The sequence below is a fragment of the Mycobacterium sp. SM1 genome (assembly GCF_018361265.1).
Classification (GTDB): Bacteria; Actinomycetota; Actinomycetes; order Mycobacteriales; family Mycobacteriaceae; genus Mycobacterium.
Window position 1 is genome coordinate 97,889 of sequence record NZ_JAFLNH010000001.1, and the last position, 16,238, is coordinate 114,126.

Annotated in this window: 15 protein-coding genes; 3 read left to right on the forward strand and 12 right to left on the reverse strand. The window is 68.7% G+C overall.

The genetic code is table 11. The annotated features are described in order from the left end of the window. Positions 1–34: 34 nt before the first annotated feature. Positions 35–376 carry a 50S ribosomal protein L19 gene (gene rplS, locus MSM1_RS00435; protein WP_213439705.1) on the reverse strand — a complete coding sequence of 114 codons (342 nt, stop codon included), beginning with the start codon at positions 374–376 and terminating at the stop codon, positions 35–37. 359 nt (positions 377–735) lie between these two features. On the opposite strand from rplS, the gene MSM1_RS00440 reads away from it, so the two are divergent. Beyond that, positions 736–1,638 carry a hypothetical protein gene (locus tag MSM1_RS00440; RefSeq protein WP_213439706.1) on the forward strand — a complete coding sequence of 301 codons (903 nt, stop codon included), beginning with the start codon at positions 736–738 and terminating at the stop codon, positions 1,636–1,638. Between the two features lie 94 nt (positions 1,639–1,732). Here MSM1_RS00440 and trmD read toward each other — a convergent pair whose 3' ends face one another. From trmD to rpsP, 4 genes are read right to left on the reverse strand one after another with little or no spacing between them, the layout of a single operon-like run. Next, positions 1,733–2,410 (reverse strand): tRNA (guanosine(37)-N1)-methyltransferase TrmD, encoded by a 678-nt coding sequence (gene trmD, locus MSM1_RS00445; RefSeq protein WP_213439707.1) that lies wholly within the window; start codon positions 2,408–2,410, stop codon positions 1,733–1,735. Between the two features lie 2 nt (positions 2,411–2,412). Next, positions 2,413–2,931, reverse strand: coding sequence for a ribosome maturation factor RimM (rimM, locus tag MSM1_RS00450; RefSeq protein ID WP_213439708.1), 519 nt, complete (start codon positions 2,929–2,931; stop codon positions 2,413–2,415). 28 nt (positions 2,932–2,959) lie between these two features. Further along, complete coding sequence (locus MSM1_RS00455) at positions 2,960–3,202, reverse strand: RNA-binding protein (protein WP_213441213.1); 243 nt, start codon at positions 3,200–3,202, stop codon at positions 2,960–2,962. 8 nt (positions 3,203–3,210) lie between these two features. Beyond that, positions 3,211–3,813, reverse strand: a complete 603-nt coding sequence (rpsP, locus tag MSM1_RS00460; RefSeq protein WP_213439709.1) for a 30S ribosomal protein S16 — start codon at positions 3,811–3,813, stop codon at positions 3,211–3,213. A 258-nt stretch (positions 3,814–4,071) separates the two neighbouring features. Here rpsP and MSM1_RS00465 point away from each other — a divergent pair, with 258 nt between their 5' ends. Next, positions 4,072–4,956, forward strand: coding sequence for a D-alanyl-D-alanine carboxypeptidase family protein (locus MSM1_RS00465; protein WP_213439710.1), 885 nt, complete (start codon positions 4,072–4,074; stop codon positions 4,954–4,956). Positions 4,957–4,958: 2 nt separating this feature from the next. On the opposite strand, the gene MSM1_RS00470 is transcribed toward MSM1_RS00465, so the two are convergent. The 4 genes from MSM1_RS00470 to ffh all read right to left on the reverse strand — a co-directional run bounded on the left by MSM1_RS00470 (position 4,959) and on the right by ffh (position 11,163). Further along, complete coding sequence (locus tag MSM1_RS00470; protein WP_213439711.1) at positions 4,959–6,641, reverse strand: serine/threonine-protein kinase; 1,683 nt, start codon at positions 6,639–6,641, stop codon at positions 4,959–4,961. Positions 6,642–6,728: 87 nt separating this feature from the next. After that, a complete protein-coding gene (locus MSM1_RS00475) occupies positions 6,729–8,504 on the reverse strand; it encodes a serine/threonine-protein kinase (protein WP_213439712.1) in 1,776 nt (591 codons plus the stop codon). Positions 8,505–8,513: 9 nt separating this feature from the next. Then, a complete protein-coding gene (locus MSM1_RS00480; protein WP_213439713.1) occupies positions 8,514–9,614 on the reverse strand; it encodes an amidohydrolase family protein in 1,101 nt (366 codons plus the stop codon). 7 nt (positions 9,615–9,621) lie between these two features. Then, positions 9,622–11,163: a signal recognition particle protein gene (gene ffh / locus MSM1_RS00485; protein WP_213439714.1), complete on the reverse strand. Its 1,542-nt coding sequence runs from the start codon at positions 11,161–11,163 to the stop codon at positions 9,622–9,624. A gap of 153 nt (positions 11,164–11,316) precedes the next feature. Here ffh and MSM1_RS00490 point away from each other — a divergent pair, with 153 nt between their 5' ends. Beyond that, positions 11,317–11,733: a trypsin-like peptidase domain-containing protein gene (locus MSM1_RS00490; protein WP_374101646.1), complete on the forward strand. Its 417-nt coding sequence runs from the start codon at positions 11,317–11,319 to the stop codon at positions 11,731–11,733. Between the two features lie 257 nt (positions 11,734–11,990). Here the strand turns inward: MSM1_RS00490 and MSM1_RS00495 are convergent, their stop codons facing one another. From MSM1_RS00495 to MSM1_RS00505, 3 genes are read right to left on the reverse strand one after another with little or no spacing between them, the layout of a single operon-like run. Beyond that, complete coding sequence (locus tag MSM1_RS00495; protein ID WP_213439716.1) at positions 11,991–14,471, reverse strand: [protein-PII] uridylyltransferase; 2,481 nt, start codon at positions 14,469–14,471, stop codon at positions 11,991–11,993. A 50-nt stretch (positions 14,472–14,521) separates the two neighbouring features. Continuing rightward, the gene (locus tag MSM1_RS00500; protein ID WP_213439717.1) at positions 14,522–14,860 is read right to left on the reverse strand and encodes a P-II family nitrogen regulator; all 339 of its coding nucleotides are present in this window, start codon (positions 14,858–14,860) and stop codon (positions 14,522–14,524) included. Further along, positions 14,799–16,238, reverse strand: a complete 1,440-nt coding sequence (locus MSM1_RS00505; RefSeq protein WP_307857238.1) for an ammonium transporter — start codon at positions 16,236–16,238, stop codon at positions 14,799–14,801. Before MSM1_RS00505 ends, MSM1_RS00500 begins: the two co-directional genes overlap by 62 nt.

Below are 16,238 nucleotides of genomic sequence, written 5' to 3' on the forward strand. Positions count from 1 at the left end.
ACGGCCCCGGAGACCGGTAATCGGGCCACCGTGGTCAGCGCTTCTCCTTGATCTTGGCCTTTTTGCCCCGCAGCTGACGCAGGTAGTACAGCTTGGCGCGGCGGACATCGCCCCGAGTCACCACCTCGATGTGGTCGATGGCGGGCGAATGCACCGGGAAGGTCCGCTCGACGCCGACGCCGTAACTCTCCTTGCGCACCGTGAACGTCTCGCGGATCCCCCCGCCCCGGCGACGAAGCACCACACCCTTGAACGCCTGGATGCGCTCCTTGGCGCCCTCGACCACCTTGACATGCACGGTAACCGTGTCACCCGGGCCGAAGGCCGGGATGTCGTCGCGCAGCGATGCCCGGTCGACGAAGTCCAGCGTGTTCATCGGACACTTCCTTGTGGCTCGCGACCACGGGTTCCCGCTCGCGCCGCAGGCGCCGAGCCAGTCACCGGGCCGACGGATCGGGGGATCTGGGTGCGTCTCGCACCAGGCGGGCGCCGCCGGCCGGTGCGGACAATTGCTCAATTGTGCCTCAATTGTGCCAGACGCCGCGCACGCGGCGAAAATCGCCCGGCAGGCGTCGGCCATCGGTGCGCCGGTTTGCCCCACCCGGATGGTAGATATGACGGGAGCATCCGCCGGAAGGCGCGGGAGCATCCGCCGGAGGGCAAAACCGCGCATGCGCCCGACCGGATGCCGGGGCCGGCAGGCGGCGTTGTGTTCCGCCACGTCTAAGGAGAGCCATGCGAGCTGGGTCAGCGGCACTGGTCACCGCCTGGGTAGCGGCGCTGGCGCCGCTGACCGGGTGCCAGGCCACGGTGCCCGGCGCACCCCGGCCCGTTTCGACCGCTGCGCCGTTGGCCGCCCCGCCGGCCCGGGCGGCCCTGCCGCGGCCCGCGCAACCGCGGTCCGTGTTCGGTGGATTGCCGGCGCGGCTCCAGCGGGCGACCGACGAAGCCGCCGCCGACGGCGCCACCATCTCGGTCGCGGTGCTGGATCGCGCGACGCATCAGATGGTCGCCAAGGGCGATCCGCAGATTCTGGCGACCGCCTCCGTGGCCAAGCTCTTCATCGCCGACGAGGTGCTGCTGCAAGAGTCGCGAGGCGACATCACCCTCTCCGTCGAAGACCAGCAGGCACTGCAGGCCATGCTGCGATCGTCGGACGACGACGCCGCCGAGAAATTCTGGAACCAGGGTGGCGGGAGCGCCATCGTCGCTCGGGTCGCGTCCCGGTACGGCCTGGCGTCCACCGCGCCGCCCGCCGACGGCCGCTGGTGGAACACCAGCAGCTCGGTGCCGGACCTGATCCGCTACTACGACATGCTGCTCGACGGCACCGGGGGACTGCCACCGGAGCTGGCCGACGTCATTATCAGCAACCTCGCCCGGTCCACCCCCGCCGGAATCGACGGCTACCCGCAGCGATTCGGCATTCCCGAGGGCCTTTACGCCGAAGCCGTTGCCGTCAAACAGGGCTGGCTGTGCTGCATCGGCGAGGGCTGGATGCATCTGTCGACCGGAGTGATCGGCCCGGACCGCCGCTACGTCATGGTGATCGAGTCGCTCCAGCAGGCCGATGACGCCACCGCACGAGCAACGATCACCCGCGCGGTAAGAACCATCTTTCCCGTCGGCCGCATTTGACGCGATCCGGTGCGCGAGGAGACACAACGGCACCCTCCGACGGGCGTGTCGCGGAGCGTTTGCGCCTTCTCGCGCTAGGAGCCGGGCTACCGGGCTATTTCAGCAAGTCCGGGCGGCGTTCACGGGTACGCTGCAACGAGGCCGCCCGGCGCCATTCGGCGATGCGCGCATGATCACCGGAGAGGAGGACCTCGGGGACAGCAAGACCCCGCCAGGTCGGCGGCCGTGTGTAGCACGGCCCTTCCAGCAAACCCTGTGAATACGAGTCGTCCCGGTGCGATTGCGGGTTACCCAAGACGGTGGGCAACAGCCGGATCACCGCCTCGATCATCACCAGGGCCGCGGATTCCCCTCCCGGCAACACGTAGTCACCGATCGAGACCTCTTCGACCCGCATCCGCCGGGCGGCATCGTCGATGACCCGCTGGTCGATGCCCTCATAGCGGCCGCAGGCGAACACCAGGTGCGCTTCGCCGCTCCACCGTTGGGCCACGGCTTGGGTGAACCGTACCCCCGCCGGGGTAGGCACCACCAAAAGTGTGTCACCGGAGCAGATTTCGTCGAGCGCTTCACCCCACACCGGTGCCTTCATCACCATCCCGGGGCCACCGCCGTAGGGGGTGTCGTCCACCGAGTGGTGCGCATCATGAGTCCAGCGGCGCAGGTCGTGCACCTGCAGCTCGACCAGACCCGACCGGATCGCCTTGCCCGGCAACGATTGCCGCAGCGGCTCCAGGTAGGCCGGGAAGATTGTGATGACGTCGATGCGCACCGCTATGTCAAATCCAAGAGACCATCCGGCGGATCGATCTCGATCCTGCGCTCCTCCAGGGATACCGCCGTCACGATCGCCCTCACGAATGGCACCAGCACCTCACCGCCGGCCTCGCACCTGACGGCCAGCAACTCTCCGCCGGCGGTGTGGCGTACCTCGGCGACAACGCCCACCCGCTGGCCGCTCACCGTGATGACCCGAAGACCTTCCAACTGATGATCGTAGTAGGTGTCGGGCTCGTCGATCGGGGGCAAGTCTTCGGAGTCGATGACGAATGAGCTGCCCCGCAGGGCATCGGCCGCCGCACGATCGCTTACCCCGGCCAAGCGCACCAGCAGCCGCCCACCATGCTCTTGCACCGCATCAATGACATAGCTGCGCTCTTGGTCACCGGATCCTTTTACCCGCACCGTGTTCCCGGGCATAAACCGGTCTTTGGGCTCGTCGGTGCGCACCTCGACGACAATCGCGCCGCTGATGCCGTGCGCTTTCACCACGCGCCCGACTAGCAGCTCCATGATGCGGGCTCCATCGACGAGGGCTCCGCTACTGGTCGGTGTCCACCACGTCGACGCGAATACCGCGACCGCCGATCCCGGCGACCAGGGTGCGCAACGCGGTCGCGGTGCGGCCCCCGCGACCGATCACCTTGCCCAAATCGTCGGGGTGGACGCGAATTTTGACCGTCCGTCCCCGCCGGCTGGTCACCATGGCGACCCGGACATCGTCGGGATTGTCGACGATCCCACGGACCAGATGCTCCACGGCGTCGACCACGACGGTATTCATCACACCCGTCACGTTTCGGCTCCCGCCCCGGCCTGGTCACCGGCCTGGGCGGGCGTTTCCGCGGCTTTCGCAGCCGCCCTCGACGCAGCGGTCTCCCCGGTCGCGGCGGTCTCCCCGGTCGCGGCGTCCTCCTCGATCGCAGCGGCCTTCCCGGTTTGGGCCGTCTCCTCGGTCGCGGTGGCCTTCTCGGTGTCGGCCGCCTTCTTCCCCGCCGCCTTCTTGGCCGGCGCCTTCTTCTTGGGTTTGGCGGCCTCGGCGGTGGGAGCGCCCTCGGCGGCCGCCAGCGCGGCGTTGAACAACTCCAGTTTGCTGGGTTTGGGTTCGGCCTTCTTCAACCTGCCCTCGGCGCCCGGCAGGCCTTTGAATTTCTGCCAGTCACCGGTGATCTTCAGCAACTTAAGGACGGGTTCGGTGGGTTGGGCGCCCACGAAAAGCCAGTACTGGGCGCGTTCGGAGTTGATTTCGATAAGGCTGGGCTCTTCTTTGGGGTGATAGCGGCCGATGACCTCGATCGCGCGGCCGTCGCGCCGGGTCCGCGCGTCGGCGACGGCGATACGGTACTGCGGATTGCGGATCTTACCCAGTCTGGTGAGCTTGATCTTCACAGCCATGGTGATGCGAACACTCCTGCACGTGTCACGCTGCAATTCAGCAATCAGGGCGGGATGCCCGGATTCGGTTTTGCCTCGCGTGTGTGTCTCGCCGGCACCCTCTGGCGCAGGGCGGACAGCCGCCCATTGTGCCAGAGCCGCCCACCGCGGTGAAAATCCGCCAACCGCGGGGGCTCGTGGTCGCGACGATGCGGGTCCACACCGCCCGTCGCCGCGGCCGGTGTTCCCCGAATAATCGCCGGGCTATGCTCGGCGGGCATGCGGACGTTTCCGGCCGTGGCCGCGGCGCTGGTGGTCGCGGGCGTCGGCTGGGCCGCTGCCGGCGCGGTGCCGGCCCGGGCGGACGCCAGCGTGCAGCCCGTGGGTTCGGTACCGATCCCGGACGGCCCGGCGCAAACCTGGGTCCTCGCCGACTTGGACAGCGGCCAGGTGCTGGCCGCTCGCGACGAGAACGTGCGCCATCCGCCGGCCAGCACCATCAAAGTGCTGCTCGCGCAGGTGGCACTCGATGAGTTGAGCATGGACGCCACCGTCGTCGCCGACACCGCCGACACCGCCGTCGAGTGCAGCTGCGCGGGTGTCCGGCCCGGCCACACCTACACCGCCCGCCAACTGCTCGACGGGCTGCTGCTGGTGTCGGGCAACGACGCCGCCAACACGCTGGCGCAGATGCTGGGTGGCCCACAGGCCACGGTCGCCAAGATGAACGCCAAGGCCGTGGCCCTGGGTGCGGTGAACACGCACGCCACCACCCCGTCCGGCCTGGACGGTCCCGACGGCCCCGGCTGGTCGACCGCGCACGACCTGGCGGTCATCTTCCGCGCCGCCATGGCCAATCCGCTGTTCGCGCAGATCACCGCCGAGCCGTCGGCGATGTTCCCCACCGACAACGGCGACCGTCCGATCATCAACCAAGATGAGTTGCTGCAGCGTTATCCCGGCGCGATCGGCGGCAAGACGGGCTTCACCACTGCCGCCCGCAAGACGTTTGTCGGCGCCGCCGCCCGCGACGGCCGCCGGCTGGTGCTCGCCCTGATGTACGGGCTGGTGACCCCGGGTGGGCCGACCTACTGGGATCAGGCCGCTAACCTGTTCGACTGGGGCTTCGCCCTCGACCGGCAATCCAGCGTCGGCTCCCTCTAGCGTCAGCGGGTTCGCGTCGTTGTCGGCGACGTCGGGGTGTCGGGGACCGGGTTGGGCACCGTGACCCCGGGCGGCAGCTCGCCGACCCGCTCGGCCGCCACCGGGATCACGAACCGCCCGCCCTTCTGGCCGCACTCATCGGTGTGCACGGTGACGGTCATCACGCCCCGTAGCGACCCGTGATCGCTCGGATGCAAGGAGATCACCTGGGTCGTGGCCTCTTCGGCCGGTGTTCCATCCGGTCTGGCGCAGGCAAACGGCAGGGTTTCCGGCCGTGACTGCCAGGCGCCGACCTGGTAATCCAGCACGATCGGCCGCCCACCGGCGGACGTGCTGGCCGCGCGGTGATCGTTCTCGTCGAGCATGATCCCGCGAGCAACACATCCGGTGGAAGTGCAGGACGAGCGAAAAGCCCACCAGGTTGCCGCGTTGGGTGGTTGCGGGTTCGGGGTCCCGTTGTAGGTCTCCTGCGTGCGCTCGAGGTCTATCCGGTAGGTGCCCTGCAGTAACGCGGGCACACCGGCGAAGCCGCCCGGCGACGGGGCGGCGGACGCCGGGGAGGTGCCGCTCATGGGAGCACCCTCCCGCGAGGAAGTCGTCCCGCTCCTGCGTTCAATGCCCAGGACCAGCAGGGAAACGAGCAGGACAAAAAGCAGCACCGCCGCTGCGATCGCCCGCCCGGGCACGCTCGAGCGCCACCGGCCTGGGGGCACCGGTGTCGTGACCGCGGCGCCCAGGCGTGCGAGCACGCCGTGGCGGGGCGACCCGCCCGCTGCGGCGTGGATCCCGGGCGCCGTGCCGTCGGGATATCCGGCCGTGCGGACGGCCTCCGGGCTGTGGTCGCCGGCCCCGACCGCGCGGTTGAGCGCGTCCGCAAACTGACCGCACCGGTCGAAGCGGTGTGCGGGGTTTTTGGCAAGGGCTTTGCCCATGATGCCGTCGAGGCGTGCCAGCTCGGGATGCCGGTCGCTAAGCTTCGGCGGCTGCGCGCTGAGGTGGCGGCCGATGACCGCCTCGGGGTTGGCGTCATCGTATGGCGGCGCGCCGGTAAGCAGGTCAAACGCCGTCGCCGCCAGCGCGTACTGGTCGGCGCGCCCGTCGATACCCGCGCCCTGCAGTTGTTCCGGCGCGCTATAGGCGACCGTTGCCGCGCTCAGGTTGATCGCCGTCCGTCTGGCGGCCTCGCCGAGTGGGCGCGCTATTCCGAAGTCCGCCAACAAAATCCGTTGCTCACCGGTGCCCGGGTTTGTCAGGAAGACGTTGGCGGGCTTGACATCGCGGTGCAGCATTCCCCGCTGGTGGGCGTAATCCAGCGCGCTGGCGATCGCGGTGACGATCGCCAGCGCCTCACCAACCGGCATACCGGCCGGGAACCGCTCCCGCATGAGCTGTGCGGCGGTGACGCCTTCGACGTAATCCATCGCGATCCACAGCCGTCCGTCGAACTCACCGCGGTGATGCACCGCCACGACGTGCGGATGGCACAACCCGGTGGCGATCGCAGTCTCTCGAGTGAATCTCGCGCGGAACTCGGGATCCGTCGTCATCTCCGCCGGAAGCACTTTGAGTGCGGCGCGGTGCAACAGGCTGGTGTGCTGCGCGAGATACACCTCCCCCGCCCCGCCAGTTCCCAGCATCCGTAGGATGGTGTACCCGGCAAACGTCGCCCCGGGGGCCAACGGCATGCCCAGATCCTATCGGTCGCCGCGGCGGCCCGCTTGGCCGAACATCGGCCGCGGGACGATCCGGGGGCTGCGATACCCGCGCGGCGATCAGCGACTCGGCGTCGTGGTCGGCGCCGTCGGGGAGCCGGGCGCCGGGTTGGGCACCGTGACGCCGGGCGGCACGTCACCGACCCGCTCGGCTACCGCCGGGATCGAGATCTGCCCACCTTGCTGGCCGCACTCATTGGTTTGAACGGTCACCGTCATCACCCCGCGCAGCGGGCCATTGGTGTGCGGTTGCAACGACAGCACCTGCGTCACGGTTTCTTTGCTTGGTGTTCCGCTGGCTGAAACGCACGGGAATTGCAGGGTTTGCGGGCGCGACTGCCAGGCGCCCTCGCGGAAATCCAGCACGAGCGGCGGCCCAGTCGGCGCGCTCACCTTTTGGTGGTCGTTGTTATCGAGCATGACCGCGTCGGCTACACATCCCCCGGGGGCGCACGACGAGCGAAACGCCCACCAGGTGATCACATTCGGTGGCTGCGGATCGGGGTTGTCGTTGAAAGTCTGATGCGCGCGGTCGATGTCCACGCGATAGACACCGTCGAGGGGGGCGGGCGGCATGCTCGAGACGCTGGGCGGCGGCGCGGCCGCCGGGGCGGCAGTGCGAGTCGCGGAGGCGGGGTTTGCGGCTACGGCCCTGTCGGTCTTGCGGTCGGCCCCCAGGCCCACGGCCAGCTTGCCCAGGACCACCAGCAGCAGCGCCGCAACCGCCACCGACCCGACGAGAATCCAGCGCCGCCGGTGTCTTATCGGCCCGGGCGGCATCTCCTCCACCGTTCCCGGAACCGGATGTGCCTCCCCGGAAGACCCGTTGCCATCCCGCCCGGGCAGTGACTGCCCGGGCGGGATGGGCAGTTGTGACTTTGCGGATAGGTCCGCGGATATCAGGGTCGATCCGGCGTACGCGGGGTCCACCGCAGGCCCGTCGTCGGGATAGGCGACGGCGCCGGCGGTGTCGGAGGCCGGTGGGCCGGCATATCCGATCGAAACGCGGGCACCGAGCGCGTCGGCAAAATCCCGGCAGCGGCCGAAGCGGTCGTCGGGGTTCTTGGCGAGAGCGATAGCCAACACGTCGTCAAGCGGCGCCAGCTCCGGGCGCCGATCGCTGAGTTTCGGTGGGGTGCCGGTCAAATGCCGGCTGATGACCGCGACCGGGTTGTCATCCCGGAACGGCGGCGCGCCGGTGAGCAGGTGAAACGCGGTGGCCGCCAGCGCGTATTGGTCGGCGCGCCCGTCGACGGCAGAACCCATCAGTTGCTCGGGCGCGGCGTAAGCGACCGTTCCCAGAGTCAGGTTGGTCGCCGTGAGACCACTGGGATCACCGAGGTATCGCGCTATTCCAAAGTCTGCCAACAAAATTCGCCGCTCACCATCTTCCGGATCGGTGAGCAGGATGTTGGCGGGCTTGACATCGCGATGCAGCAGTCCGCGCTGGTGGGCGTAATCGAGGGCGCCGGCGATGGCGGTGATGATGTCCAGCGCCTCACCGACCGGCATGCCGGCCGGAAATCGGTCCCGGATGAGCTTCGCGGCGTTGGTGCCGTCGACGTAGTCCATGGCGATCCACAGCTGCCCGTCGAACTCGCCGCGGTCATGCACCGCCACGATGTGGGGGTGATACAGCGTGGCGGCCACCTCGGCCTCCCGCTGGAACCTCTCGCGGAACTGGCGGTCCGCGGTCGCGGCCTTGGGCAGGACTTTCAGCGCGTCGCGGCGCGGCAGTCGGGGGTGTTGGGCCAGATAGACCTCACCCATCCCGCCGGAGCCCAGCAGTCCCAAAATGGTGTACCCAGCAAAGGACGTGCCCTGGGCCAACGGCATGCCCCGATACTAACCGCCGTCGCCGCCGGCCGCTCGGTATAGCCGTCCGCGCAGGATCACCACATCGGGCCGGCTCAGGATGGCGGCGGCCCGCCGCGGGTCGTGGCTGTAGCACACCAGGTCGGCGGGCGCACCGTGGATCAAAGCCGGCCGGCCCAGCCAACGGCGGGCGTCCCAGCAGGCCGCGCCCAACGCCTGGGTGGGGCTCATCCCGATCCCCTTCAGCGCCTCGACCTCGTCGGCGATGCGGCCGTGGGCGATACCACCGCCGGCGTCGGTGCCGGCATAGATCGGCACCCCGGCCTCGCGGGCGGCACCGACCCGCCGGCGGCTGCGCGCATAGAGGTCACGCATGTGAGCCGCATACCTCGGGTAGCGCTGCGCCGAGTCGGCGATCCGGGGAAAATTGTCAACGTTGATCAGGGTTGGCACCAGCGCGGTGCCGTGGGCCAGCATCAACTCGATGACCTCGTCGGTGACCCCCGGGCCGTGCTCGATACAGTCGATGCCCGCGGCGACCAGGCCCGGCAGCGCATCCTCGCCGAAAACGTGCGCGGTGACTCGTGCCCCGTGCGCATGAGCGATGTCGACGGCGGCCTTGAGGATTTCGTCGGACCACAGCGGCGCCAGGTCACCGGCGTCCCGGTCGATCCAGTCCCCGACGAGTTTGACCCAGCCGTCGCTGCGGCGGGCTTGGGCCTCGACCGCCGCCGGCAGCTGCGACTCGTCCTCGAGGTCGAGCGCCACCCCACGGAGGTAGCGCTTCGGCCGGGCCAGGTGCCGGCCGGCGCGAATGATGCGCGGCAGGTCGTCGCGGTCATCGAGGCCACGGGTGTCGATCGGCGATCCGCAGTCCCGCAGCAACAGCGCACCGGCGTCACGGTCCGTCTCGGCCTGGGTGATCGCGTCGCCGATGTCGACCGCCCCTTGCGGTCCCAGCCCGACATGGCAGTGCGCGTCCACCAGGCCGGGCAGGATCCAGCCGGCCCCGTCAGCGCCGAACACCGTCTCGGCGCCCGCGACCGGCTCCATGCTGAGGCGTCCATCGACGACCCACAGCTCGGTCGGGACCTCGTCGGGCAGGGCCAGCCCCCGCACGTGCAGCCGCACGGCGGGGCTACTTCTTGCCCGGGAATTTCAGCTTCGACAGATCGAAGTCGGCCAGCCCGGGCGGCAGCTCGTCGAGCCCGGCGGGCAGGTGCGACAAGTCGGGAAAGCCGGGAGGCAGACCCACCGGACTGCGCTTGGCCGGGGTGGGGCCGCGCTTCTTGGCCTTCTTACCCTTGGCCCCCTTAGCTTTCGCGGCTTTGCGCGTCGCGGATTTACGGCCCCAACCGGGTATCGCCGGCCCGCCCATCATCGACGACATCACCTTGCGCGCCTCGAAAAACCGGTCGACCAGCTGGTTGACCTCCGCCACCGTAACGCCGGAGCCCTTGGCGATCCGCAGCCGCCGTGAGGCGTCGATGATCCTCGGGTCGGCCCGCTCTTGCGGTGTCATCCCGCGGATGATGGCCTGCAGCCGGTCGAGTTGTCTGTCGTCGACGGCGGCCAGTGCCTCCTTCATCTGGCCCGCACCGGGCAGCATTCCCAGCAGGTTGCCGATCGGGCCCATCTTGCGGATGGCGAGCATCTGCTCGAGGAAATCCTCCAGCGTGAGTTCCCCGGAGCCGATCTTGGCGGCGGCGGCCTCCGCCTGCCGGGCGTCGAATACCTGCTCAGCCTGTTCGATCAGGCTCAGCACGTCGCCCATGCCCAGGATGCGGCTGGCCATCCGATCCGGATGGAAGACGTCGAAGTCCGTCAGCTTCTCGCCGGTGGAGGCGAAAAGGATCGGCACCCCGGTCACTTCACGCACCGACAGTGCGGCACCGCCGCGGGCGTCGCCATCGAGCTTGGTCAGCACTACCCCGGTGAACCCGACGCCCTGCCGGAACGCCTCGGCGGTGGTGACGGCGTCCTGGCCGGTCATCGCGTCCAGGACGAACAGCACCTCATCGGGGTCGATCGCCGCCCGGATGGCCGCGGCCTGGGCCATCATCTCGTCATCGACGCCCAGCCGCCCGGCGGTGTCGACAATGACGACGTCGAAATGCTTGGCCTTGGCCTCGGCAAGCCCCTGTGCGGCGACGCCGACCGGGTCGCCGGGGCCCGTCTGGGCCGAGGCGCCCGGGTGCGGCGCGAACACCGCGACACCGGCGCGCTGACCGACAACCTGCAGCTGGGTCACCGCCGCCGGGCGCTGCAGGTCCGCGGCCACCAAAAGCGGCGTGTGGCCTTGCCCGCGAAGCCAGGCCGCCAGCTTGCCGGCCAGCGTCGTCTTGCCGGAGCCCTGCAGGCCGGCCAGCATCACCACGGTCGGCGGTGTCTTCGCAAACGCCAGCCGGCGGGTCTGGCCGCCGAGGATGGCAACCAGTTCCTCGTTGACAATCTTGACGACCTGCTGCGCGGGGTTGAGCGCACCGGATACCTCGGCACCCCGGGCGCGCTCTTTGACGCGGCCGATAAACGCCCGCACCACCGGAAGTGAGACATCGGCTTCCAGCAGTGCCAGCCGGATCTCGCGGGCGGTGGCGTCGATATCGGCGTCGGTCAGCCGGCCTTTGCCGCGCAGCCCCTGCAGGGCGCCGGTCAGCCGGTCGGACAACGATTCAAACACGTGTTTCTCCTATGTCAAGCCGCTGCCGGCTGGCAAGGCTGTTGATCCAACCACCGCACCAAGCGGCAACCTCACCCTGACATTGACACGACATTGACACCAGCGTAATGGGGCGACGATGCGGGCGACGCAGCCCGCTGCGGAGCGGCGCAATTGGCAATTAGAAATTTTCGCCCGTACCGACCGCCGCTATACGCACGATCAATAAGTCCGTCAACCCTGGCTGGATGGAAGGTTAGTTTAGACTCCACCCGCCTGCCGCAGCCCAGCTTCAAAACGGGGACGGTCTCGAGCGTGCAGCCGGTGGCGGGCGGGGGCCAGCGAACCGAGATCAGCGCAACCATGCCCGGCGGTATGAGCGGCGGACCAACTGTCGACAACGCAACCGGTCAAGTGCTGGGAGTCAACTCCTACAGCCTCGTCGGCGAGGAGGGCGTCGAGCAGAACTTCAACATGATCACCGACACCTCCGCGCCGCGGGCCTTCCTGCAGAACCACCCCGCGGGGCCTTCCTGCAGAACCACGGTCGGCACTTGGCGCAGCCCGCGCCGAACAAGGCTTTCCCCTTGATCTGGGTCATTGTTGGTGTGGTCGTTGCGGCAGCGGTGGCGGCGCTGGCCGTGGTGCCGCTGGTGGTGCTGCGCGCGCGGGGACGCCGGCAACCGCCGCAACGCCCGGTGCCGCCTTATCCCCCGCAGGGCGGCGCCCAATTTCCCGGCGGCGGAGGCGATCACGCCGTGCCAAACCCGGTGGGTCCGCGTCCACTGAGCCGGACTCTCCCGGTCGATCGGGATGACCGTCGCGGCCCGGCGCGGGTCGCGACTACGCTAGCCGACGGCCCCGTCAGCGGCGCGCAACACCGCGAACAGGTGCCTTTCGACCGCTGCTCGCTCGCCTGCGTCGGGTGCGCCGCCCGGCCCGCCGGCCAGCGTGCCCGGCAAGACGACACAGAACGTGTCGTCGACCGTCGACCCGACGGTGGTGGCCTTCGCCCACACAATGTCCGCCCCGGCGCGCTCCAGCGCCCGGGTGAGCAATGCGAGCAACCCCGCCCGATCGGTGGTGCGGATCTCAACGATCAGCTGCCCGGCGGCGGCGCCGTCGAACCAGCGAATGCGGGGCGGGGCGCTCGAATGATTTGCGGGCACCCCCACATGAACCTCGCCGACCGCAACGGATGTGGATGAGGTGGCCTCGTGGCTGCGCCGCTCCAGCATGCCGATGACGTCGACCTCGCCCGCAAGCGCGCCGATGAACTGCTGCCGCAGCAGTTCAGCCGCGGCCGGGGAGCCGAAGTGGGGCGACACCACGAATTGGTTGATCACCGCATCCTGGTGAGCGTTCACCGCGGCGGAGTGCACCCGCAACGAGTTCAGGGCTAGCACGCCGGCGGCTTTCGACAGCTGTCCCCGCCGGTTAGGAGCGATCATGACGACCCGGTAGATGCGCGGGCTGCCGTCCTGGCGGACCTCCACGTGCACCTCGTGATCCGCGGCTAATGACAGATAGCGGGGCTCGACCGGATCGGGACGCGGCAACGCCTCGCCGGCCATCACCGCTCGGCAACGCCGGACCAGCTCGCCGACTAGTGACTCCTTCCACTCGCCCCACATCCCGGGGCCGGTGGCCAGCGCGTCGGCCACGGTCATCGCGTGCAGCACGTCGAGCAGCGCCGAATCGCCACCGACGGCCTCCGCAACGGTTGCGATGGTCTTCGGATCATTCAGGTCACGGCGAGTGGCCATCTTGACCAAGAGCAGGTGGTGACGAACCAGTGTCGACAGCATCGCGACGTCGGGGGGCGCCATCCCCAGCCGGGTTCCGATCTGCGCGGCCAATTCGGCACCGATCTCGCTGTGTTCGCTACCGCGGCCTTTACCGATGTCGTGCAGCAGCGCACCGAGCAGCAGCAGGTCGGGACGCGCCACTCGGGTCGTGAAAGCGCTTGCTTGCGCTACGGTTTCGACCAAATGACGATCAACCGTCCAGGTATGCACAACATCGCGCGGTGGCAGATCGCGGATTGCGCTCCACTCCGGGAACATCCGGCACCACAGTCCGGCCCGGTCGAGGGATTCTATCGTCGGCACCGCACCCTGGCCGGCGCTGAGCAAAACCAGCAAGTCGTCTAATGCCTCGGGCGGCCATGGGGTGCGCAGTTCGGGGGCGGTATCGGCAAGGCAGCCCAATGTTGCTGCCGCAATGGGGATTTGGGCGACAGCCGATGCCGCTGCTACTCGCAGCAGCAACCCCGGGTCGCGGTCCGGCCGGGCGCCGCGGGCCAGCACGACCTCCCCAGCGTACTCCACGACACCCTCGTCCAGCGGTCGGCGTCGCCGCCGCCGTAACGCCGATATCCCTTGCCGTGGCAACGAATTGGCGGCGGTCCGCAGCCCGGCGTCGACCCAGTAGCTGATGGTGCGGGCCGCGTCGGACAAGAGACGAGCCAAGTCGAATCGGTCGCCGAGGCTCAGGGCGACGCTGATCTCATCCGCGTACTGCGCGAGCAGGACATCACGCTCGCGGCCGGATACCCGGTGCAACTCGGTGCGAATATTGAGCAGCGTCCGATACGCGCCGGTCAGCGACCCCGCCGGGCTACCCGGAGGGTGGGCGACGTGACGGTCGGCGAGCTGGGCAATCGCCAGCGCGTCAAGCAGCTGGACGTCGCGCAGACCGCCGCGCCCAAATTTCAGGTCGGGCTCTGCGCGGTGCGCGATCTCACCGCTGCGACGCCAGCGGGCATGTGCCGCTTCGACGAGTTCGTCTAAGCGGCCACGAATTCCGGTGCGCCATTGCTGACGCGCCCCGGCGACCAGCTGCGCCGACAGCCCCGCATTGCCGGCGATGTGGCGTGCTTCCAGCATGGCCAGGCCCGCGGAGAGCTCCGCTCCGGCGACGCGCAGGGCGTCGGCGACGGTTCGCACACAGTGGTCAAGACGAATGTTGGCATCCCACAACGGATACCACAGCAGGTCGGCGAGCCGCCCGAGGATATCGCCAGGCATGTCGTCATGTAACAGCATCAGGTCCAAGTCGGAGTGGGGCAGCAGCTCGCGGCGGCCCAATCCGCCGGTCGCAACGATCGCGAAGCCGCTGGTTTCGGTGATACCGATCTCCGCCGCCTTGGTCGCCAACCACAACTCGTGCAGGTTCAGCCAGGCTTCGCGGAACTCGGCCGCATCCAGCTCCCGCGGACCCCGGGCGAGCAACTGCTCTCGCGCGGCGATCAAATCGGTTGCCGGGCGAGTGCTCTCAGGCACCACCCCCCCGGAAGACCCCAAGGGATCCGGCCCGCGCTGCGTCATCGCTCTATCCGGATCGCATCAGGTCTGCGCGCTGAATCTCGCGCAGCGCCTCATAACGCATCGGATCCGCGCTCACCGGTGCGCACCCGCACCACCGTCTCGACGGGGGTGACCCATACTTTGCCGTCGCCGATCTTGCCGGTGCGCGCGGCCCGCACGATGCCGTCGACGATTTTGTCGGCCGCAGCATCCTCGACGACAACTTCGATGCGTACCTTGGGCACGAAGTCGACCGAGTACTCGGCACCCCGATACACCTCGGTGTGACCCCTCTGGCGCCCGTAGCCCTGAACTTCGCTGACCGTCATGCCCAGGACTCCGGCCTGCTCAAGGTTGGCCTTGACGTCCTCGAGCGTGAACGGCTTCACGATCGCGGTGATCAGCTTCATGCCCTCTTTCCTCCAAGCCATGACGACCAAGAACCGAGCCGGTGCCCAGGGCCGCGAAATCGTAACCGCTTTCGGCGTGCTCCGCCTCGTCGATACCCGAGGCTTCATCTTCGGCGCTCAGGCGCAACCCGACAGTGTACTTCAGGGCCAAAGCCAAGATAGCCGTGCCGACGGCCGAATATGTGAGAACGCTGAACGCGCCGATCATCTGCCGCCACAGCTGATCCAAACCGCCCCCGTAGAACAACCCCGGCGACACGCCCTCGACCCCGGCAATCGCCGTGGTCTGCGGCGCCGCGAGCAGACCCACCAGCAGCGTGCCAACCAGACCGCCGACCAGGTGAACCCCCACGACGTCGAGCGAGTCGTCGAAGCCGAAACGGTATTTCAGGCCGACTGCTAACGCGCATAACACACCGGCCGCCGCGCCGACCGCGAGGGCGCCAAGGACGTTGACCGATGAGCACGACGGCGTGATGGCGACCAATCCGGCGACGATGCCCGACGCCGCCCCCAGCGAGGTCGCCCGCCCGTCGCGGATGCGCTCGGTCAGCAGCCACGCGAGCATAGCCGTGGCGGTTGCGATGGTGGTGGTCATGAAGGTGGATCCGGCGGCGCCGTTGGCGCTGACGGCGGAGCCGGCGTTGAACCCGTACCAGCCGAACCACAGCAGGCCGGCGCCCAGCATCACCAGCGGCAGATTGTGTGGCCGCATCGGTATCCCCGGCCAGCCCTGCCGCCGGCCGAGAATGATCGCCAGGACCAGGCCCGCCACGCCGGCGTCGATGTGCACCGCGGTGCCCCCGGCGAAGTCGATGGCGTGCAGCTTGTTGGCGATCCAGCCGCCGTGGGCGGCAGTGACCTTGTCGAACGCGAAGACCCAGTGGGAGACCGGGAAATAGACAACCGTGGCCCACAGGCCCGCGAAGAGCAGCCAGCTGCCGAACTTCAGCCGGTCGGCCACCGCTCCGGAGATCAGCGCCACCGTGATGATGGCGAACATCAGCTGGAAGGCCACGTAGACGACATGGGGCACGGTGCCCGCCAACGGAATCTGCACGCCCGGGCTGCCCGCGCCGCCCGCGGAGGCGTTGCCCCCGATGAGACCCTTCAGGCCGAAGTATTCGAGGGGGTTGCCGGCAAGATCATGAACGTCGTCGCCGAAGGCCAGCGAGTAGCCATAGAGCACCCACAGCACCGTCACCACGCCGATCGCGCTGATGCTCATCATGATCATGTTCAGCACGCCCCGGGCGCGGACCATCCCGCCGTAAAAGAAGGCCAGTCCCGGCGTCATCAACAACACGAGCGCGGAGCTGGCCAGCATCCAGGCGGTATCACCGGTGTTCGGCACTCCCATAGTCGGGAATTGGTCCAC

What these genes read in the sequence shown, in the direction of transcription:
- rplS (WP_213439705.1), bottom strand. Translation starts at nt 376, where the DNA reads ATGAACACGCTGGACTTCGTCGACCGGGCATCGCTGCGCGACGACATC.
- MSM1_RS00440 (WP_213439706.1), top strand. Translation starts at nt 736, where the DNA reads ATGCGAGCTGGGTCAGCGGCACTGGTCACCGCCTGGGTAGCGGCGCTG.
- rimM (WP_213439708.1), bottom strand. Translation starts at nt 2,931, where the DNA reads ATGGAGCTGCTAGTCGGGCGCGTGGTGAAAGCGCACGGCATCAGCGGC.
- MSM1_RS00455 (WP_213441213.1), bottom strand. Translation starts at nt 3,202, where the DNA reads ATGAATACCGTCGTGGTCGACGCCGTGGAGCATCTGGTCCGTGGGATC.
- rpsP (WP_213439709.1), bottom strand. Translation starts at nt 3,813, where the DNA reads ATGGCTGTGAAGATCAAGCTCACCAGACTGGGTAAGATCCGCAATCCG.
- MSM1_RS00465 (WP_213439710.1), top strand. Translation starts at nt 4,072, where the DNA reads ATGCGGACGTTTCCGGCCGTGGCCGCGGCGCTGGTGGTCGCGGGCGTC.
- MSM1_RS00470 (WP_213439711.1), bottom strand. Translation starts at nt 6,641, where the DNA reads ATGCCGTTGGCCCCCGGGGCGACGTTTGCCGGGTACACCATCCTACGG.
- MSM1_RS00475 (WP_213439712.1), bottom strand. Translation starts at nt 8,504, where the DNA reads ATGCCGTTGGCCCAGGGCACGTCCTTTGCTGGGTACACCATTTTGGGA.
- MSM1_RS00495 (WP_213439716.1), bottom strand. Translation starts at nt 14,471, where the DNA reads ATGACGCAGCGCGGGCCGGATCCCTTGGGGTCTTCCGGGGGGGTGGTG.
- MSM1_RS00500 (WP_213439717.1), bottom strand. Translation starts at nt 14,860, where the DNA reads ATGAAGCTGATCACCGCGATCGTGAAGCCGTTCACGCTCGAGGACGTC.